This window comes from Trueperaceae bacterium, from assembly GCA_036381595.1.
GTDB lineage: Bacteria > Deinococcota > Deinococci > Deinococcales > Trueperaceae > DASVCN01.
The window spans coordinates 26,263-45,752 of the sequence record DASVCN010000019.1 but is presented as its reverse complement, the minus strand read 5'-3'; the positions used below and the strand labels follow the sequence as shown (position 1 = coordinate 45,752).

The window sequence follows — 19,490 nt, the reverse complement described above, 5'->3', positions numbered from 1 at the left end:
CTCAGCCGATCCCGTGCGGTGGCCAGAGGCCCATCAGCTGGCGGAGCGCGACCACTCTGGCCCAGTGGTAGCTGTTGTGCGCCACCAGATCCTCCATCGCTCCCCGGACGGTTCCCCCGTCGCTCACTTCCCGGTCCATGACCTCGGCGTCGGCGGCCATCCCGGCGGCCTCGTCGAGGCCCAGGCGGATCCTCTCCAACAACTCGCTCCAGGCGTCGGTGTCTGCCGGTTGAGCCGACGGCGGCCACTCCTCACCGTCGCTGGGCCTTTCGCCTCGAGCCCGGGCCAGCAGGTACCTCTGCCAGTAGTCGAGGTGCCACAACTCCTCGAAGATGCTGTGCGGCATCCCCGAAGGCCGATCGCCGACCTTTTCGAACGGTAACTCCTCGAGGATGTGGTGGACCGGAGCGAATACGCCCCTTCCGAAGAGAAGTCGAGGCAGTCGAGACATGGGGCATTCTAGCTTGCCTCCCGGCGCGACCACGGTTGCCTCAGGGGTGCAGGCCGGTGAAGCCGAGCCCCATGCGCTCGTCCCAGCCCATCGCGATGTTGAGCGACTGCAGGGCGTGACCGGCCGTGCCCTTGACCAGATTGTCGAGGGCGCTCATCACCACCACCCGGCCGCTCTCGTTGTCGAGCTCGAAACCGATGTCGCAGAAGTTCGTCCCGTCGAGGATCTTGGGGTCCGGTACCCGGTGGATCCCCTTCCGCGCAAGCACCAGGCGCACGAACGGCTCCTCGTCGTACGCATCGCGGAAGGCGCCGAGCACATCCCGGTCGCTGGTGCCGTCGGGCAGGAAGACGTGGGCGGTGACGAGAATGCCGCGGATCCGTTCGACGGCGGTGGCGGTCAGGTGGACCTCGGCTCCTCCGCCCAGCTCCTGGGCAATCTCCGCCTGATGACGGTGGCCGGTAGCCGAATAGGTGCGTACCACCCCCATCCGTTCCGGGTGGTGCGATGACGCGCCGGCGCGGTTGCCGGCTGCGGAGGAACCAACCTTCCCTTCGGCGATGATGTCGCTCCTGGCCGCCAAACCGGCTCTCAGGAGCGGCCGCAGCGCCAGGATGGTAGCGGTGGCCAGGCAGCCGGCCCCGGCTATGCGGCTGGCCCCCTTCAGCTCCTCCCGGTGCAGCTCGGGGTTGCCGTACACGAACTCCTCCAGCAACTCGGGCCGCGGGTGCTCCTTGCCGTAATGCTTCAGATAGGCGCCCGGGTCGCGTAGCCGGAACTCGGCCGAGAGGTCGATGATGCGGGGGGCGAGGGCAGCGAACTCGTCGAAGCGGGCCGCCGTTTCACCATGCGGCAACCCCAGCACCAGCAGGTCCGCCTCCTCCAGATCGTTGACCGAGCTGAAGCGCAGCGAGGTGAACCCGCGCAGGTTCGGGTGTACCAGCGGAACAGGGAGCCCCGCGTTCCGCTCGCTCGTCGCCTGCACCACCTCCAATTGAGGGTGGCCCAGCGCGAGACGCAGGAACTCGCCGCCGGCGTAGCCGGAGGCGCCTACTATGGCGACTCTGATCTTCTCGGTCAATTCTCTGCTTCAGACGCTCACGCCGCTGCGTGCGACGGCGTAATCGACGATCACTCCGGGGATGTCCACTCCCGTGGTGGCAACCGAATTGCGGAACTCCATCGTGTGGTTCACCTCGACCACCAGAAGGCCGCGGCTCGACTCGACCAGGTCGACGGCCAGCACGCCGCCGCCGACGGCTCGCGCGGCGGCGAGGCTTATCTCCTCCAGCTCCCGGTGGAGCGGACAGTTGGTCGCTACGGCACCGCGGGCGGTGTTGGTGATCCAGTGCTCGGAGTTACGGTAGATGGCCGCGATGACCCTCTCCCCCACCACGAACGCCCGGATGTCGCGCCCCGGCTTGCTCACGTACTCCTGGACGTAGTGAACCTTGTGGTTGGGCCCGCCCAGCACCTCCTTGTGCTCGAGCACGGCCTCCACGGCGTCTCGGTCCGAAAGCCTGCTCACCAACCGACCCCACGAGCCCACCGTCGGCTTCATCACCACCGGGTAACCGAAGCTCTCGCACAACTCGAGCACACCCTCACGGCTGAAAGCCACTCCCGAGCGAGGCACCGGCACTCGCTGAGCGGCCAGTGCTGCGTTGGTGGCCAGCTTGTCGCCGCATCGCTCGATGACGGCCGGCGGGTTGATGACGGTCGCACCGGTGGCTTCGAAGAGCCGCGCCAATGCGAGGCCACGCGTCTGCGACACCGATCGCTCGATGAGCACGTCGAAACCGCCGAGCCGGTCGAGGCGACCGAAGTCCACGGACAGCTCGGGGGCGTAGAGCTTCTCGAACGGTACGCCCCGCCTGTCGAAGGCATCGAAGAGCATCCGCTCCTCGGGGCGCAACCGGTCGTAGACGACGCCGATACGAGGACCTTCGGCTACCGGCATCACTCGCCCCAGTCCTCTTCCTCCTCGGGAGCGGGCTCGAAGCGGAGGGGATGGAGACCCACTACCTCGAGCTCCACTCCTTCGTCGGTCACCACCAGTTCGCCCAGTTCGAGGGCAGCCGGATCTACGTCTACGCTTCCATACGGTGTATCTACTGGTCGTGGCACTCTGGTTCCTTCCGCTTCCGGGCCCTCGGCCCTTTCGATTACTAAGCTGCCGGGTCCCGCTCTGCCGAACGAGGGCCGTGCGCAAGATCGCATGGTATGGCCAGCTCCGGCCCCTGTCAACTCCTGGCGAACAACGTCCTGGACGAGCGTCGTTGTTCTTTCGTAGGTCATCTGTCGGCCCGACAGTGGATGCGAAGGTGAGCCTCCGACCGGCACTCGAGATGTCGTCCTTGTCGGCGCGTCGCCTTCGATTCGAAAGGCCGGCTCCCTCCTGACTTCGGAGTCCATGCTCGTCCGCCTGGGAGTTATGCTCGTCCGCGTGAGACTCCGCGTTCGCTTCGCAGAAACAGACCAGATGGGTATCGCCCACCACAGCGCCTACGTCGTATGGCTGGAAGCCGGCCGGGTGGAGTGGCTACGCGAACGCGGCCTCTCCTACCGGCAGCTCGAGGACGAGGGGGTGTCCCTCGCCGTGAGCGGGGTGGAGGTCGGCTACCGCACGGCCGCCCGCTTCGACGACGAGATCGAGGTGGAGACCACCCTCGTCGAGGCCCGCAGCAGACGCTTCCGCTTCAGCTACCGCCTGACGAGAACGGAGGACTCGGCGCTGTTGGCGACCGGGTCGACGGTGCACGTGCCAACCGATCGCCGGGGCCGGGCTATGAGACTCCCCGAGGAGTGGCTGGACCGACTGCTGGGGTTGGTAGGCGGCGAGAGGAAGTGATCCCTCCCGCCCTGGGGCCGTCGTCGGTCCCACCGATGCCGTAACGTCCTTATGGCCAGTTCCCCTGCCCAGGAAGATTCGCGCCCCCAGATGACCGACGCTTCAGGAGAGTTCCTCGGCCAGCGAGACGATGATCCCCGCCGGGCCGCGCATGTAGCAGAGCCGGTACTCATCCTCGTACTGGGCTATCTCGCCGATGAGTTCGCCGCCGTGGGCGCGTAGGCGAGCTACGGCGTCGTCGACGCTATCGACGGCGAACATGACGCTGCGGAGGCCAAGTGCGTTCGGAGGCGCGACCGCGGGTCGTAACTCGACCAGCTCAGGATCGTGGAACTTCGTCAACTCGAGCCGCCCGTGGCCGTCCGGCGTCCGCATCATCACGATGTCGACCCGGACGCCCTCAATACCGTTGACGCGGTCAACCCAGGGGCCCTCGACGGACGCCTCGCCCTCCCGTGTCATACCGAGCGCGCCGAAGAAGGCGGTCGCCGCTGCGAGGTCCTCGACGACGACGCTGACATGGTCCAATCGTTTGATCATCATGCCGGAGTATAGGAGGAGGTATGGAAGGTCGTGCCTGGAGGGTGCGGCTCTCCCTGGGCGACGCCGCCGGCTGGCCGGTATCAGGAGCCGGTCCCTGTTCTTCAGCTAGCGCTCAGTTCCGTTCGCGGCGCGCTCCGATCGAACTCGCCGACGAGGCGCCGGAAAACCCCGGGCTATAATCGCGACGTCGCGGGGACCCGCTACGACGGACCCGGTCGGCACAAGGGCGGGCCGCTCAGGCGAGCGCCGGAGGCGGGGCCGGCTGCGGCGGCCGCAGGGGAGGCGGCCAGCCGAGCCGATCACGCGACCGCGACACAGCAGAGACCAGAGGTGGAAGATGAGCGTCGAAACGGTACGGCGGCAAGGCATCCGCAGCGACAAGATCCGGGGTCAGGCCCTCACCTACGACGACGTCCTGCTCGTGCCGGCTCACTCCGAAGTTTTGCCGAGGGACGTAGACGTACGCAGTCGCTTCAGCCGCAATGTCGGGCTGAACGTCCCGATCGTCTCGTCGGCCATGGACACGGTCACCGAAACGCGGATGGCGATAGCCCTGGCGAGAGCGGGCGGGATCGGTGTCATCCACAAGAAGATGGCAATCGCCGACCAGGCCGAGATGGTGCGGAAGGTCAAGCGCTCCGAGTCGGGCATGATCGTCGATCCGATAACCCTGCCCAGGGACGCGACCGTAGGGGACGCAGAGAAACTGATGCGGGACTACCGCATCAGCGGCGTGCCGATCGTCGAGGCCGACGGCAGGCTGGCCGGCATCCTGACCAATCGCGATCTGCGTTTCGAGGACGACCCGGGCCGGCCGGTGGAAGAGCTGATGACGCACGAAGGCCTCATCACGGTGCCGGTGGGCACCACCCTCGAGGAGGCCAGGGAGCATCTGCGACGCCATCGCATCGAGAAGCTGCTGGTGGTGGACGAAGGGTTCCACCTGCGCGGGCTGATAACGATCAAGGACATCACCAAGAAGCTGGCCTACCCGGACGCGGCCAAGGATGAGCTGGGCCGCTTGCGGGTGGCTGCGGCTGTGGGCGCCAGCGGCGATCTGGAGGCGCGGGCCGCCGCCCTGGTCGAGGCGGGCGTGGACGCTTTGGTGCTCGACAGCGCTCACGGTCACTCGCAGGGGATCCTCGACGCCTTGGGCTACCTCAAGGCGAGCTTCACGGTGGACGTGGTGGCAGGCAACATCGGAACGGCCGAGGCCGCGCGCGCCATGGTCGAACGGGGAGCCGACGCGGTGAAGGTCGGCATCGGGCCGGGAGCGATCTGCACGACCAGGGTGGTCACGGGGGTCGGCATACCTCAGCTGAGCGCCATCCTCGAGATCGCCGCCGAGCTCGATGGGACCGACGTTCCGATCGTCGCCGACGGCGGCATCAAGCAGACCGGGGACCTACCCAAGGCGCTGGCCGCGGGCGCCGACAGCATAATGATCGGTTCCATGCTGGCCGGCACCAGCGAATCGCCGGGCGAGGAGATCCTCCGCGACGGACGCCGTTACAAGACGTACCGCGGTATGGGCAGCCTGGGGGCCATGGCGGGCGGCAGCGCCGACCGCTACTTCCAGGAGGAGGCGAAGAAGCTGGTCCCCGAAGGCATCGAAGGGATAGTCGCCTATAAGGGTCCTGCCGCCGATGTCCTGTACCAGATGGTGGGCGGGCTCAGGAGCGCGATGGGCTACTGCGGAGCGGCCGACGTGGCCACTCTCAAGGAGCGCGGCCAGTTCGTGACCATCACCCAGGCGAGTCTGCTCGAGTCCCACCCGCACGACGTGATCATCACCAACGACGCGCCCAACTACTCTCTGTCGAGGAAGTGAAGCGCCTGATTACCTGACCAACTGATTACCTTACTAGAGGTGTCTGCTCTCGATCTCCGCCTCGAGATAGCTGAGGCGCCTCTGGATCTGCTCCAGGTCGTGACCCGGCACCCTCAGCGAAGCGAGTTCGCGGCGCAGTTCGGCGACCTCGTTTCGCAGCAGATCGATATCGATTCGCAGAGAAGCGCTCGCCCCTGCCTCGCCGCTCGAAGCGACCGGCTCGAAAGCGCCGTTGGCTCCGGCAGGCTTTCCGAACGGGGCAACCGGACCACCTTCAGGGTTCTCACTGGCCCTGCGCCAGCCAGCGTGGCCGGAGAACAGCGGCTCTTCCTCTTGTACTCGACTGCCCGCCGTTGCATCGGGTAGCGGCTGGAGCGGGTCGTGGTTCGACCGCGCTTCTGGCGAACCGGGAGCCGGATCCTCGCTGCTGCTCGGAGCACCTCCGTCGTCAGAGCGTCCGTTCCGGGCCGCCGCGAAGGCGTCCTTCAAGCTCTCCAACCTGTTCGCCAGGAGCGAGCGGCGAGCTGCCCGCAACTCCATGATCGCCTCGTCCAGGTCGGCCAGCCGCCTGAGGCCATCGGGGCTCAGGCTCAGCACCTGGATCGCTTCTTCGTGCGTCAGAGCCGCACTTCCGGCTTCCGCGACGCGATCGTTCATCGCATCACATTAGCATGGGCGTCTTCGCGCTCCATCCGAACTATCGTACAGCCCGTTTAGGCGTCCCTAATCCGACCTGGACTGCTCGGGCGGGATGTGCCGGAGATGGCGTGAATCGGACAGGGCGTGCGCCGACCCGGCGCGATCCGAACGGCGTGCGAACCGGACCGGGCTCGATCCGAAGGCGCCCGAGCCGGAGGGGGCGTGAGCGGGACTGGATCCGCGCCGGCGGAAGCCGTCTCAGGGTGCGAGTTCGTGCTCCCCGGATGCACCAACGGTACGGTATAGCTCCATCATCGGTCCCGATCCGAACTTGAGGAAGAAAGAGAACGGGCTGAGCACTCGCTCCTGCGGTCGTCCAGCCGGGAACAGGTGCGCCTCCAGCCGCGAGAACTGACGGCGGGTCGTTCCGTCACGACGCATCAGGGCGCCGGCGGTCTTCTCGCGCAGCAGTTCGATGGTCCGTTCCAACCGCATACGGCTCCGTTCAACGGTTCCCTCGAGAGTAGGGTCGATCGCCGCCACGTGCCTGTTGAGTGACTCTATCTCGGCGGCCAGTCGTTCGAGCGCAGCCTCGAACGACTCGGCGTGACCGGTCAGTTCGAGGAGCACGCGGCGGAGCACCTCTTCCGGGGCAGTGGCATATTCGTCGTAAGCGAGACCGTACCGGCCAAGGATCCGTTTCACGGGCGGCTCCAGGACGACGACCGAGGCGCGGGGCCAGACGAGCGGCATCTCCACGTCGTGAAGCTCGTACACGCCACGCAGTTGGGCCAGGTAGGCCAGTTCTCCGGGGCCAACCACGAACGCGGCGGTCGGCAGCACCGCGTCCTGCGTGACGGGCCGGAGCCCGGCCGCGGGAGTGACCCGTCCAGGCTGTTCGCGGATGATCGCCGCGAGCTCGTTCCGCTCGTAGGAGCGGTGCGAAGTACGGAACTCCTTGCCGTCGAACCTCAGCAGCTCCCGGCGCGGCAGGCCGTCCGTCTCCTCCTCGATGAACAGGTTGGTGGCCTCCCGCCCGCGTCCGAGTTGGGGCTCGAGTCCCACTCCCCTAAGCCTCTCCCCCGCTTCGTTTATTGCCACCGTCGAAGCGAGCGGCGATTGGAGCTCGCGCTCCAGCACCCCGCAGAAGAACGGTGCAACCCCGGGCCGGGTGGGGTCGAGTATCACCAGACCCTGCTCTCCCAGCAGTGCGTACAGCAGGGCGGAGCAGAAGTCGGCGTAGCTCTGTGCAGATGTCGCGGCGCCCGTCACCAGCTTCAGCGCCTCCTCGAGATGCTCCGGCCGACCAGCGACGGCCTTGAGCCCCCGGCAGATCCGGAGCGTCCACTCCGCTTCGAACGGGATCCGCCCGAACGGGACGGCGGCGGGAAGATCCAACGCCAGGCGCTGCAACTGCTCCTGGCCGTCGAGCAGGTAGGCGTGGTCTACCTCGCCGGTGTCGTGATCCTGCGAGGCGTTCCAGAAAACCGGGACGACGGGAGCCTCGTCGCTATCGAGCTCCCGGGCGAGGGCGATGGCGCTGAGCGCCTTGGAGAGCGTGTAGGCGGGACCGACGAGAAGCCCCGGTTGTTGACCGGTAACGACTACCCGGCTCCGGGGATGAGCGAGACGATCGAGAGCTTCCTCGACCTGGCGCGGCGCCCGCAGCCTCTCGGCCTCCGCCCGCAGGGCGGCGGCAACCTCCTGCCTCGGCCGGTCGAGCCGGCGGGAGACGGCAGCGTCGAGGTCGCCCGGCGGTAGTTGGAAGAAGGGTGCGAGCTCACCGGCAAGATATCGCTCACTTAGAGGGCGCGAGTGGGCGGGCACCGGGTCAGCTTACCGTGAGCCACGAGAACCCCCGGTCGCCTGTCTGGCAGCTGTGCCGTGATAGAATCGAGTTCGTGTCGGAACCGATTTTTCACCTGACGACACGCTGCTCGGACGAACCATCCGCCGCCTGGCCGGGTGCCCGGGCGAGAACCAAGGCGAATGCGCGTTAGGATCGATCTGCTCCCCAGAGACGGATATGCGGGCGAGTCGGTCGTGCTCATCGACGTGCTGAAGCTGTCCACGGTCGCGCCGCTCCTCTTCGACAAGGGGCTCGAGCGGCTCGTCGTCTGCGGTTCGATCCGCGGTGCAAGGCAGGCAGCGGAGGGCGGGCGCCTGCTCGTGGGCGAGCGCGGCGGGGTGCCGCCCGAAGGGTTCAATCACGCCAGCTCGCCCTCTCTGCTGCAGAAGTACGACTTCGGCGGCCGCCAGGCGGTCCTCGTCTCGGACAACGGTCCCCGGGCACTGCCACAGGTCACCGGCGCATCGCTGGTGCTCTTGGGCTCGCTCTACAACGCTCGCGCCGTCGCGCAGGCGGTGCTCGACTCCGGCGCCGAGCGCGTGAGCCTCGTCTGCTGCGGACATCAGGGGCAGGAGGATCTGGACGACGCGATGGCAGCCGGCTTCCTCGCGGGCGAGATCGGCTTCCTCGCGAGGGAGATGGGCCAACTCGCGGGCGACGTCGAACTGGAGGGAGCTGCGCGACTGGCAGTTGGTCTGCTCCGCGCCTTCCCCGATCCGATCGAGGCGCTCTGGCACTCCGCAGCGGGCCGCGATCTGCGGAGGATGGAGTTGGGAGAGGACCTGGCGGTGGCCAGCGCGATCTCCCAGTCGCGGCACGTGCCCAGGCTCAGCGGTGTCGAAGAGGGCAAGTACAAGCCGCTCTACCACTTCGAAGCGCTTCCGCTCGCTGGTTGAGGCCGTGCCCCGCGCCCCCGACACCGTCCCGGTCCTCGGCTACCGGATCGCCAGGCTCGACCTGGAGAAAGCGGCGCGATGGATCGTCGAGGCCGCTCAGGAGACGGACCGGCCCAGGCTGATCGTCACCCTCAACCCCGAGATCGTCGTGCGCGCCGCATCCGACGGGTCGCTGCGCGCGACCCTGGAGAACGCCGACCTGACTGTCGCGGATGGCGTCGGCCTGCTGTGGGCGGCCAGGCGCCAGGGGCAGACCCTTCCCGGCCGGGTGCCCGGCATCGACCTGGTGTGCAGGGCGATGGAGATGGGTGGCGAGAGCCTCCGCGTCTTCTTCCTGGGATCGAAGCCTGGAGTGGCGCTGCGCGCGGCCGAGAACGCCCGGCAACGTTGGGGAGTGGAGGTCGCGGGAGCCCGCAACGGCTACTTCGAGGAGCCGGAGGAAGTGGTCGCCCAGGTCGGCGAAACCCGACCGCACCTGCTTCTGGCCGGCCTGGGAGAGGGACAGGAGCAGTTCCTTGACCGTTACCGTTCGGAGTTGGGGGCAAGGGTGATGGTGGGCGTGGGCGGAACCCTCGACGTACTGGCCGGTGAGGCCCGGCGCACCCCGCAGTGGACCCGGCGGTTCAACCTGGAGTGGGCCTGGCGGGTGGGCCTCGACAGGCGCCGCTGGCACCGGATACCCCGATTGCTGCAGTTCGTGCGGCTCGTCCGGCGCCGGGAACAGCGGCTCTAGACCCGTTCTGGGGTCAACCTGGAGCTGGCTTTCTGCTCGGTTTCCAACTCTTCTTTCGAGGCGTCTTCGCCAGGGTGTCCAGCCGGATAGTGGCCATTGAAGCAGGCGAGGCAGGTGCGGCCAAGTCCGATCGCTCTGGATAGGCCTTCCTCGCTGATGAACGCGAGCGAATCGGCGCCGATCTTGCTGCGGATCCCTTCGACCTCCATCGACGCGGCCGCCAACTCCGCGCGTGCCGCGGTGTCGATGCCGTAGTAGCAGGGGAAGCGGATGGGCGGGCTCGACACCCGGAAGTGGACCTCGCTCGCACCGGCTTCGCGCAGCATCTGCACGATCCGCCCAGAGGTCGTGCCCCGTACGATCGAGTCGTCTACCAGCACGATCCGCTTGCCGCGCACCGCTTCGGTGGGAGCGAGCTTGAGCTTCACCTTGAGCTCCCGCAGCCGCTGGTTCGGGTTGATGAACGTTCGACCGGCGTAGGGCGATTTGTACAGCCCCACATCGTAGGGGATCCCCGACTGCCGGGCGAAACCAATCGCAGCGGCTATCCCGGACTCGGGAACCCCCACCACCAGGTCGGCGTCGACCGGCGCTTCGCGCGCGAGCGCCTCTCCCATCCGGAGCCTCGCCGAGTGAACGCCCTCGCCCTCCAGTACGCTGTCACCTCGCGCGAAGTAGATCCATTCGAAGGCGCAAGGTGTGCTCCTGGGCTCCAGCACCTGCCTCGAGTGGAGACCGTCGTCGTCGGCCACGACCAGCTCGCCGGGGCGCACGTCGCGCAGGAAGCGAGCGCCTATGACGTGCAGGGCGCTGCTCTCGGAAGCGAAGACGTAACCGCCATCGAGCTCGCCGATGACCAGTGGCCTCACGCCGTGGCCGTCACGCAGGCCGATCACCCGCTCGCCGGCCATGAGTGCGACGGCGAAACCGCCCTCGAGTTCGGTCATCACCCGGGCGGTGGCATCCTCGAGGGAGAGGTGACTGTATCGGGCGATGAGGTTGATCATCACCTCGGAATCGTTGGTGGTCTGGAACACCGCACCCTCGTCGAGCATCTGCCGCCGCATCGCCTTGGCGTTGGTGAAGTTGCCGTTGTGAGCGAGCGCGATGATCCCCTTGTTGGAGCGGACCGTGAGCGGCTGGGCGTTGAACCGGAGACTCGATCCGGTAGTGGAGTAACGGGTATGGCCCAGACCGCTGCGCGCGTCCTGGAAACGCAGCTTGTCCAGCCGCTCCTCGGTGAACACCTCGGAGACAAGCCCCATGTCCTTCTCGATCCGCAGCTCTCCGTCGCCGGCGACGCTGATGCCGCACGACTCCTGGCCGCGGTGCTGAAGGGCGAACAGACCCAGGTGGCAAAGCGAGGCGACGTCTGCCCCGTGCGGCAGGTGGACGGCGAATATGCCGCACTCCTCGCCCGGCTTGTCCCACTGGCTCGGATGGTCCCAGTTCACAGGTTCAGGATTCACGAGAGCGCCTCTTCGAGCGGCCGTTCGAACGCCTCCTTCAGGAGCGCTACCGGCACTTCGAGCCGCTCGCCGGCGACTCTGATGGCAGCGACCTCACCGCCCGTCCGGCCTATCTCCCTGACCGGGGCTCCCTCTTGCAGGAGGGCAGCCACGACGCTATCGGCGCGGTCGCGAGGCACGGCCAGCAGGATCCGCGAGGGAGCCTCTCCGAACAGCAGCTCGTCGGTTCGCGGTTCCCCCTCCGGCACCAGGCCTTGGGGATCGAGATCTACTTCGAAGCCAACACCGCCAGCGATCGCCATCTCTGCCAAGGCTACCGCCAGGCCCCCCTCGGCCACGTCGTGCGCGGTGGTGCAGAGTCCGGCAGAGATGGCGGCGACCACTCCCCGCTGGACCAGCCGCTCGAGTTCGAGATCGAGACGGGGCGGGCTGCCGGCCTCCAGGCCGTGGATCAGGGCCAGGTATTCACTCGCGCCCAGCTCGCCGGTGAGCCCGCCCACGAGGAGGATCGCCTCGTCGGGTTCCTCGAAGCCTAGGGTGGCGTGCCGGGTGACGTCTTCCAGCACCCCGACCATGCCCACCGTAGGCGTTGGAAGGACCGAGACCATGGAGCCGCTCTCGCCCCGGTACTGGTTGTAGAGGCTCACGTTGCCGCCCGTCACCGGCGTGTCGAGTGCCAGGCAGGCGTCGCGCAGTCCGAGGATCGAGCGCTCCAGCTGGTAGTAGACGTCGGGCCGGGTGGGGTTGCCGAAGTTGAGGTTGTTGGTGATCGCGAGTGGCCTCGCCCCCACGCAAGCGACGTTCCGGGCAGCCTCGGCGACAGCGTGGCGAGCGCCCTCGTAGGGATCGAGGCCAACGTACCTGGCGTTGCAGTCGACGCTCAGTGCGATGCCCCGGCGACTCCCCTTGATCCTCAGGACGGCGGCGTCGCCGGCCCCCGGTACCACGACCGTATTGGTCATCACCTGGTGGTCGTAACGCTCGAACACGGGCCGTTTGGAGGCGATCGTAGGTGAGGAAAGGAGGCTCAGCCAGACGGAGGCCAGGTCGCCGGGAAGGGGCACGTCGACCGGTCTCAGGCGCATCTCTGCGATACCGACCGCTTCGGTACCCTCGCGCCGGTAGGTGGGCGCTTCGTTGAGTGCTGCAACCGGCAAGTCGCCTGCGACCTCGCCTTCCTCGAGTATGCGGAGCCGGCCGCCTGCTCTGACCTCGCCGATGACCGCCGCGTCGAGCTCCCAGTGGTGGAGCAACTCCAGCAACTCGTCGAGCCGCTCCGGCTCGACCGTGAGGACCATCCGCTCCTGACTCTCTGAGAGCATCACCTCCAGCGGGGTCATCCCCTCCTCGCGGCGCGGCACCCGGTCGATCCACAGGTCGACGCCCAGGCCGGCACGGTGCGCCATCTCGCCCACGCTCGACGCCAGGCCGGCGGCGCCCATGTCCTGAACGCCCACCACCAGCTTCCGTTCGATCGCCTCGAGGGTCGCCTCGAGCAGTAGCTTCTCCATGAACGGGTCGCCCACCTGGACGGCCGGCCTGTCGGCCTCGCTGGCCACGTGCAGGTCGGCCGAGGCGAACACTGCGCCGCCCAGGCCGTCGCGGCCGGTCCGCGAGCCCACGTAGACGAGCAGGTTGCCGGGTGTCCCCACCGTGCCGCTCTGCAGCGCATCGTGACGCATCAAGCCGGCGGCCATGACGTTGACCAGCGGGTTCTGGCTGTAGCTGGGATGGAAGGCGATCTCCCCGCCCACGGTGGGCACGCCGATGGCGTTGCCGTAGTGAGAGATCCCCTCCACCACGCCGGCCAGCAGCCAGCGATTGCGTTCCCCCTCCTCCGTGCCGTCGAGCGGACCGAAGCGCAGGGCGTCGAGCACAGCCACCGGGCGAGCTCCCATGGCGAAGATGTCGCGCAGAATGCCGCCAACCCCTGTCGCCGCTCCCTGCACGGGCTCGACAGCGCTGGGGTGGTTGTGACTCTCCATCTTGAAGGCGAGCGCCCAGCCATCACCGATGTCGACGACGCCGGCGTTCTCCCCAGGTCCCTGTAGGACCTGCGGACCGGCCGTGGGCAGGAGCTTCAGGAGCGGCCGGGAGTTCTTGTAGCCGCAATGCTCGCTCCACAACGCGCCGAACATCGCCGCCTCCAGGGCATTGGGTTCGCGCCCCAAGCACTCGACCACGAGGTCGAACTCCGCCTCGCTCAGGCCGAACACCGCCGCTTGGGAACGGAGCGACTCGCGCACCCCCACGTCGCTCATGCCGAGGCGGTCCGCGCGGACGTGGTGCCAGCCTCGGCCGCGGCTCGCAGCCCGTTCAGCAGCGAGGCCAGCAGCGGGACGCCATCGTCGCCGCCCAGCTCCCCCTCGACGGCACGCTCAGGGTGCGGCATCATCCCCAGGACGTTGCCCCGCTCGTTCACGATGCCAGCGATCGCGTTGACGCTGCCGTTGGGAGCCTCGGCCTCGATCTCGCCACGGTCGTCGCAGTAGCGGAATACCACTCCGTTCCGTCCCTCGAGCGCTCTCAGCGTCTCCGGGTCGGCGAAGTAGCTACCCTCGGCGTGCGCCACCGGCAGCCGCAACACCTGTCGCCCACGGTAGCCGGCGGTGAACTCGAGGTCGGTCCTCTCGACGCGCACGTGAACGCTCCGGCAGAGGAAGTGGGGCCTGGCGTTGCGGGCCAGCGCCCCGGGGAGCAAACCGCTCTCGGTGAGTACCTGGAAACCGTTGCAGATCCCCAGCACCGGGCCGCCGAACGCGGCGAACTCCCGGACCGCCTCCATGACCGGACTCTGCGCCGCCATGGCGCCGCTTCTCAGATAGTCTCCGTACGAGAAACCTCCCGGCAGCACGACCGCGTCGACACCGTCGAGCCGCGTCTCCCTGTGCCAGATCAGTTTCACTGTGCCACCCAGCTGCGACAGCGCCCAGCAGGCGTCCTCGTCACAGTTCGAACCTGGAAAGCGGACCACTCCGATCATCGAACCTCGTCCATCCACAATGGACCGCCGGGGGCGGTCGCGACGGGTAAGCTTACCACCGCTCAGGCTCGATTGACCGACCCGAAACGACCCTGATAGTATGCTGTGCATTTGGCCCGGGAAGCGCTCTGCCTGCTCCCCTTGCCTGCCGGGATGGCGGAATCGGTAGACGCAGTAGACTCAAAATCTACCGCCGCAAGGCGTGCGGGTTCGAGTCCCGCTCCCGGCACCACCCGCGTACTCACGCACGCTCGAGCGTGCGATGCGCTTTCCGCGTCGTGACGGTGCGGTTGCTGGCGCGCAAGCTGCGCCTGGAGGCTCGATGTTCTGGCTCATACTCACTCTCTTCATAATCCTGTCGGTCCTGCTGACCTTCATCATCCTGATGCAGGAGCCGAAGCAGTCCGGGCTCGGTGAGGGGCTCGGCGGCGGTGGCGGCGGGCAGGATTTCGGGACCCGCGGCGGCACCGCCGGCGGACTTCACCGTCTCACCATCTACCTGGGGATCATCTGGGGTCTGCTGGCCCTGGCGCTGCAGGTGGTGCCCCGCTAGGGGAAGGTGCCCCGCTAGGGGAATACGCCGACAACAGTGAACGACGCTCCCGGCGAATGTCGCCGGGAGCGTTCATATCGGGATCTCCTTGGGCCCGTTCGCGGGAACGGGGCCGATCGCTCCCGGTCCCTCAGGTGCAGCAGTCGAAGAGGATGTTCTCGGGCTCCTCCACGAGCATCCCTTCGAGCACGGCGCTGTCGCCCGAGAGCAGGGAACTTCCCATCGGAAGCCTAAGGGGCAGGCTGGACAGCCCATGGTAGGGCGAGTCGAGCCGGAACTTGCCGACGAGCGCGTAGCCTCCCGAACTCTTGCAGGTGGTGAGGGAGTCTAGGCGTCCGGTCAGGCGCACGCGTGTCGACGGCTGGGCGGTCTGGGGGCGGGTGCCTTCCATGCCCACATGTAACTCCGCCCGAACGGAACCGGGAGCGAAAGAACTCACCTTCGGAATGACGCTGGACCCGACCCGAAGTTGAGGAGTAATGAAGATGCGCGGGAGGGACAAACCTTGCACGGGAGGGTGTTCCACGGTACTCTTTTTCACGTCGTATAGTTCTCCGGTGGGCAAGCGAGGCGACCGCCTCGTTGCTCGTCGACGACAATCTTGGAGGTAGCATGAAGAGAGTCCTACTGAGTCTGGCCATCGCCGCGCTAGCGCAGGTGGCCCTGGCCGAGCCGTTCGTGTGGCCCAGTGAGTGGACGGTCGCGGAGCCCGGTGAAGCGGTTTCGGGCGGCACGTTGCGCACGTACGACATAAGCAACCCCCGCACCTTCAACCCCTTCGTATCGGCCGAGTCGCACGCCTCGCGCGACCTCCTCATGCTTCAGGGCGCCTCGCTGCTCCTGCTCCCGCCCGACTCGGACGAGTGGATCCCCTACGCCGCCGAGAGCTTCGAGGTCTCGGAAGACGGGACTGTCGTCGACCTCGTCCTGCGTGAGGGCATCAAGTGGTCGGACGGCACACCGGTTACCGTTCAGGACTACTACTTCCGCTACCTCGCAGAAACCGACCCCGACGTCGGCTCCAACGCGTACGACAGCTGGTTCATCGGCGAAGAGCAGATCCAGATGGAGATCACCGGTGAGCGCAGCATGCGCTTCATCTTCCCGGTGCCGGATCGCACCGCCTTCCCGGTGATCGGCAGCCACTTCCCCGCTCCCGACCACATCCTCGGCGAGATCTACCGCGAGGGCGGCGCCGAGGCGCTGAAGCAGGCCTGGGGCCTCGACGTCGACGTCTCGGAGACCGTCTGGACCAGCCCCTGGGTCCCCACCGAGTTCCTCCCGGACGAGCGTCTCATCTACACCCGCAACCCCTACTTCGGCGAGTGGAACGTCGACGAGGCCGGCAACCCCCTCCCCTATCTCGAGACCTACTCTTTCGAGCTGGTGCAGGACCAGGACGCCGCGCTCAACCTCTACCTGGCTGGCGACATCGACCTGTTCGCCCCCCGTAACCTCGACGACATCGGCGTGATAAACGTCGCCATCCAGAACGGCGACATCGACGCGACCGTCATCGAGAACGCGAGCCCTGTCGCCTCGAGCCAGTTCATCGTCTTCAACTGGAACTACGCCAGCAACCCGTTCAAGCAGGAACTCTTCCGCAGCGCCGACTTCCGCCGCGCGATGAGCCACCTCGTGCCGCGTGAAGCGATCGTCGAGCTCGTATACGGTGGAGCCGCCTCGCCGATGTGGTCGAACGTCTATCAGGTGCTCGAGTACTGGGTGAACCCCGACGTTCCCAAGTTCGAGTACGACCCTGAGGCCGCTGCCGAACTGCTGGCCGGCCTGGGCTTCAGCCGCCGCAACTCTGACGGCTGGCTGGTGAACGCCGAGGGCCAGGAGCTGGGCTTCCGCATCATCACCAACGCCGGGAACAATCAGCGTGAGCAGATCATGCAGCTATTCGCCGACGCCGCTCGCGACATCGGCGTGAACGTCGAGGCGCAGACGCTCGACTTCAACCTCCTGGTCGAGCAGCTCCTCTCGGTCGGCGAAGACCGTCCGTTCGAAGCGATCCTCATCGGCCTGACCGGCGGTTCCCGCGACTGGCCGTTCGGCGTCAACGTGATCCCTTGCGGGACCAACCTGCACGCATGGAACCAGGACCCCTCGGGTGAGTGCCTCAGCCCGCAGGAGACGCTGGCGACCAACCTCTACTTCGAGGGCCGCCAGACCCTCGATACCGAGGCCGCGCGCGAGATCGGCTACGAGATCCAGAACGTCCTCGCGAGCATCCAGCCGCTGATCTTCACGGTGAGCCCCTCGGCCCACTACAGCTGGCTCAACACGGTTCGCGGTGAGCACCCCGCCGAGTTCATCAACGATCTCGTCGGTTCGCGTGAAGCGGTTCTGACTTACAAAGTCCAGTAACTAGTGCTTGAATGGTGGGTGGCCCGACGCCACCCACCATCTATTTTTTTGCGGATCTGGCCCGTGCAGGTTCTATAGGTCGGCCCCCAGGAGGCTATCGGTTGTTCCCGTTCATCGTCCGGAGGTTCGTTCACCTCATCCCCACATTCCTCGGCGCCACCCTGCTGGCGTTCGTTATCAGCCAGCTGGTGCCGGGTGACTATTTCACCCAACTGGCCCTGCAGCCCAACATCAGGCCCGAGACGCTCGCCCGTATGCGGGCTCAGTACGGACTGGACCAGCACTGGACGGTCCAGTACATCCGCTGGATGGGAAGCATCTTCCAGGGGGACCTGGGCGTTTCGTTCGCCAGCAACCAGGAGGTGACCGACGTCATCTCCCGACCCATCAAGAACTCGATGGGACTCGTCGCGATGTCGATCGTGATGCTCTGGCTGGTGGCGATTCCCGCCGGTGTCTACTCGGCCGTTCGCCAGTACTCGGTGGGCGACCAGGTTGTGAGCGCCTTCTCGTACTTCGGCCTGGCGATCCCGAACTTCTTCTTCGCACAGGTCATCGTCCTCATGCTCTTCGTCCTGCGCGGTTTCACCCGCGACGCATTCGGCTACAACGAAGTTCTGCTTCCGGTGGCCGGCATGACCAGCAGCGGCTGGCTGCAGATGGGCTTCTGGGAGAAGCGCTACGACATCTTCCTGCACATGCTGATCCCGGCCTTCGTGGTGGCGACCGCCGGGATGGCCGGTTTCACACGGGTCCTACGAGGGCAGATGCTCGAGTATCTGGAGAGCGACTTCATCCGCACGGCGCGCGCCAAGGGTCTCGGTGACAGAACGGTCACCTACAAGCACGCCTTGCGTCCGGCGATCATCCCGTTCATCGCCGGCATCGGCGGGATCCTACCGGCGCTCATCGGCGGTGCCGGGCTGGTCGAGGTCGTGATGTCGTGGCCCGGCATAACGCCCACCTTCCTGTTCGCCATCCAGCGCCAGGACATCTACGTGGTGCTGGGGCTGCTGGTGGTTTCCTCCCTACTGCTGATGGTAGGCAACCTGCTCTCCGACCTGCTCCTGGCCGTGGTGGATCCGCGGATCCGCTACAACTAGGTGATCCGATGAGCGACATCCAAAGAGATTCGAACGTGGGCGCCGTCGACGCCGGACCGCTCCTCAAGCGTGAGAGCAAGAGCCAGGCGAGGATCGTCTGGGAGCAGTTCCGCAGACACAAGGCGGCTCTCATAGGCGGCGGCATCCTCATCTTCATGTACATCGTGACGATCTTCGCGGGGTTCCTGGCTCCGTACGATCTGAACGAGTACCGGCGCTTCCCGGTCACCTCGTTCCACCCGCCCACCAACATCTACTGGACCGATCCGGACACCGGACGCCTCACCAGGCCGTACATCTACAACACGGAGTCCGAACGGCATCCGGTAACGCGCCAGCGGATCTACGTCGAGGACAGGTCGCAGCGTTACCCGATCAAGTTCTTCGTGCACCGGCCCGAGGCCACCTACACGATCCTCGGGATCTGGGAGAGCGACCTGCACCTGTTCGGGGTCGACGATCCCGCGCGGATCTTCCTGTGGGGGGCGAACGGCCTCGGCAAGGACGTCTTCTCGAGGGTCCTCTACGGGGGCCAGGTGTCGCTGACCATCGGCCTCCTTGCGGTCTGGGTCTCGCTCTTCCTAGGCCTCCTGATGGGTGGCCTGGCGGGCTTCTACGGCGGCTGGGTGGACGACTTCATAATGCGGCTGGTCGAGGTGTTCGCCGCGATCCCCGACCTGTTCCTGCTGATCGTGTTGGCGTCGCTGCTCCGCAACCCGCAGAACCCGCTGGCACAGGCGTTCGGGCTCGAGATGACCTCGTCCCAGACGTTCCTGATGATCGTCATAGTGCTCGGCTTCGTCGGCTGGGGCGGGCTCGCGAGGGTCATCCGCGGGTTGGTGCTGTCGATCCGCGAACTGGATTACGCCGCCGCCGCCAAGGCGCTGGGGGCGAGCGAAACGAGGGTCCTGTGGCGCCATCTTCTGCCGGCTACCGCTTCCTACGTGATCGTGAGCCTCACCCTGGCCATCCCGGGATTCATCCTCGCCGAGGTGGGCCTCTCCTTCCTGGGGCTCGGCCCCAGCGAGCTCGACTCGGCCAGCTGGGGGCTCATGCTCCGCGACGCCACCGCGCGCGGCATCTCGATCCAGTTCGTGCCCTGGCTTCTCATCCCCGGCATCCCGATCTTCCTGGCCGTCCTTACCTGGAACCTCGTCGGCGATGGCCTTCGTGACGCCCTCGATCCGAGGAAGCGGCGCTGATGCGGCGTCGCATC

General features: G+C 66.8%; 19 protein-coding genes and 1 tRNA gene. 9 read left to right on the top strand and 11 right to left on the bottom strand.

All coding sequences use genetic code 11. The features are described from left to right. Nucleotide 1: 1 nt before the first annotated feature. The 4 genes from VF168_04495 to lysW are packed head-to-tail and all read right to left on the bottom strand — an operon-like array spanning nucleotide 2 to nucleotide 2,578. Nucleotides 2-451, bottom strand: a complete 450-nt coding sequence (locus VF168_04495) for a DinB family protein (GenBank protein ID HEX7003427.1) — start codon at nucleotides 449-451, stop codon at nucleotides 2-4. A 40-nt stretch (nucleotides 452-491) separates the two neighbouring features. Further along, the gene (argC, locus tag VF168_04490; protein HEX7003426.1) at nucleotides 492-1,532 is read right to left on the bottom strand and encodes an N-acetyl-gamma-glutamyl-phosphate reductase; all 1,041 of its coding nucleotides are present in this window, start codon (nucleotides 1,530-1,532) and stop codon (nucleotides 492-494) included. A gap of 9 nt (nucleotides 1,533-1,541) precedes the next feature. Then, entirely contained in the window at nucleotides 1,542-2,411 is an 870-nt protein-coding gene (lysX, locus tag VF168_04485; protein HEX7003425.1) for a lysine biosynthesis protein LysX, read from the bottom strand. Further along, nucleotides 2,411-2,578 carry a lysine biosynthesis protein LysW gene (lysW, locus tag VF168_04480; GenBank protein ID HEX7003424.1) on the bottom strand — a complete coding sequence of 56 codons (168 nt, stop codon included), beginning with the start codon at nucleotides 2,576-2,578 and terminating at the stop codon, nucleotides 2,411-2,413. Before lysW ends, lysX begins: the two co-directional genes overlap by 1 nt. Before the next feature lie 319 nt (nucleotides 2,579-2,897). Here lysW and VF168_04475 point away from each other — a divergent pair, with 319 nt between their 5' ends. Next, nucleotides 2,898-3,302 (top strand): thioesterase family protein, encoded by a 405-nt coding sequence (locus VF168_04475; protein ID HEX7003423.1) that lies wholly within the window; start codon nucleotides 2,898-2,900, stop codon nucleotides 3,300-3,302. Nucleotides 3,303-3,404: 102 nt separating this feature from the next. Here the strand turns inward: VF168_04475 and VF168_04470 are convergent, their stop codons facing one another. Then, nucleotides 3,405-3,845, bottom strand: a complete 441-nt coding sequence (locus VF168_04470; protein ID HEX7003422.1) for a VOC family protein — start codon at nucleotides 3,843-3,845, stop codon at nucleotides 3,405-3,407. A gap of 337 nt (nucleotides 3,846-4,182) precedes the next feature. On the opposite strand from VF168_04470, the gene guaB reads away from it, so the two are divergent. Next, nucleotides 4,183-5,676, top strand: a complete 1,494-nt coding sequence (guaB, locus tag VF168_04465) for an IMP dehydrogenase (protein HEX7003421.1) — start codon at nucleotides 4,183-4,185, stop codon at nucleotides 5,674-5,676. Between the two features lie 33 nt (nucleotides 5,677-5,709). Here guaB and VF168_04460 read toward each other — a convergent pair whose 3' ends face one another. Continuing rightward, complete coding sequence (locus tag VF168_04460) at nucleotides 5,710-6,333, bottom strand: hypothetical protein (protein ID HEX7003420.1); 624 nt, start codon at nucleotides 6,331-6,333, stop codon at nucleotides 5,710-5,712. A gap of 240 nt (nucleotides 6,334-6,573) precedes the next feature. Next, a complete protein-coding gene (gene bshC, locus VF168_04455) occupies nucleotides 6,574-8,142 on the bottom strand; it encodes a bacillithiol biosynthesis cysteine-adding enzyme BshC (GenBank protein HEX7003419.1) in 1,569 nt (522 codons plus the stop codon). 162 nt (nucleotides 8,143-8,304) lie between these two features. Between bshC and VF168_04450 the strand changes: the two genes are divergently transcribed. Both VF168_04450 and VF168_04445 read left to right on the top strand, forming a co-directional pair. Further along, on the top strand, nucleotides 8,305-9,060 hold the full coding sequence (locus tag VF168_04450) for a 2-phosphosulfolactate phosphatase (GenBank protein HEX7003418.1): 756 nt from the start codon (nucleotides 8,305-8,307) through the stop codon (nucleotides 9,058-9,060). A gap of 4 nt (nucleotides 9,061-9,064) precedes the next feature. Continuing rightward, a complete protein-coding gene (locus VF168_04445; GenBank protein ID HEX7003417.1) occupies nucleotides 9,065-9,793 on the top strand; it encodes a WecB/TagA/CpsF family glycosyltransferase in 729 nt (242 codons plus the stop codon). On the opposite strand, the gene purF is transcribed toward VF168_04445, so the two are convergent. From purF to purQ, 3 genes are read right to left on the bottom strand one after another with little or no spacing between them, the layout of a single operon-like run. After that, the gene (gene purF, locus VF168_04440) at nucleotides 9,790-11,262 is read right to left on the bottom strand and encodes an amidophosphoribosyltransferase (GenBank protein HEX7003416.1); all 1,473 of its coding nucleotides are present in this window, start codon (nucleotides 11,260-11,262) and stop codon (nucleotides 9,790-9,792) included. The genes VF168_04445 and purF overlap by 4 nt on opposite strands. Further along, entirely contained in the window at nucleotides 11,259-13,523 is a 2,265-nt protein-coding gene (gene purL, locus VF168_04435; GenBank protein HEX7003415.1) for a phosphoribosylformylglycinamidine synthase subunit PurL, read from the bottom strand. Before purL ends, purF begins: the two co-directional genes overlap by 4 nt. After that, the gene (purQ, locus tag VF168_04430) at nucleotides 13,520-14,245 is read right to left on the bottom strand and encodes a phosphoribosylformylglycinamidine synthase subunit PurQ (protein HEX7003414.1); all 726 of its coding nucleotides are present in this window, start codon (nucleotides 14,243-14,245) and stop codon (nucleotides 13,520-13,522) included. Before purQ ends, purL begins: the two co-directional genes overlap by 4 nt. A 147-nt stretch (nucleotides 14,246-14,392) precedes the next feature. On the opposite strand from purQ, the gene VF168_04425 reads away from it, so the two are divergent. Both VF168_04425 and secG read left to right on the top strand, forming a co-directional pair. After that, nucleotides 14,393-14,477 (top strand) — tRNA-Leu (locus VF168_04425). Nucleotides 14,478-14,567: 90 nt separating this feature from the next. Further along, entirely contained in the window at nucleotides 14,568-14,798 is a 231-nt protein-coding gene (gene secG, locus VF168_04420; protein ID HEX7003413.1) for a preprotein translocase subunit SecG, read from the top strand. A gap of 130 nt (nucleotides 14,799-14,928) precedes the next feature. Here the strand turns inward: secG and VF168_04415 are convergent, their stop codons facing one another. Further along, nucleotides 14,929-15,189, bottom strand: coding sequence for a hypothetical protein (locus tag VF168_04415; GenBank protein ID HEX7003412.1), 261 nt, complete (start codon nucleotides 15,187-15,189; stop codon nucleotides 14,929-14,931). 221 nt (nucleotides 15,190-15,410) lie between these two features. On the opposite strand from VF168_04415, the gene VF168_04410 reads away from it, so the two are divergent. From VF168_04410 to VF168_04400, 3 genes are all read left to right on the top strand, one after another. Then, nucleotides 15,411-17,171, top strand: a complete 1,761-nt coding sequence (locus VF168_04410; GenBank protein HEX7003411.1) for an ABC transporter substrate-binding protein — start codon at nucleotides 15,411-15,413, stop codon at nucleotides 17,169-17,171. A gap of 101 nt (nucleotides 17,172-17,272) precedes the next feature. Further along, nucleotides 17,273-18,274, top strand: a complete 1,002-nt coding sequence (locus tag VF168_04405; protein HEX7003410.1) for an ABC transporter permease — start codon at nucleotides 17,273-17,275, stop codon at nucleotides 18,272-18,274. Nucleotides 18,275-18,282: 8 nt separating this feature from the next. Continuing rightward, a complete protein-coding gene (locus VF168_04400) occupies nucleotides 18,283-19,476 on the top strand; it encodes an ABC transporter permease (protein HEX7003409.1) in 1,194 nt (397 codons plus the stop codon). Nucleotides 19,477-19,490: the final 14 nt, after the last annotated feature.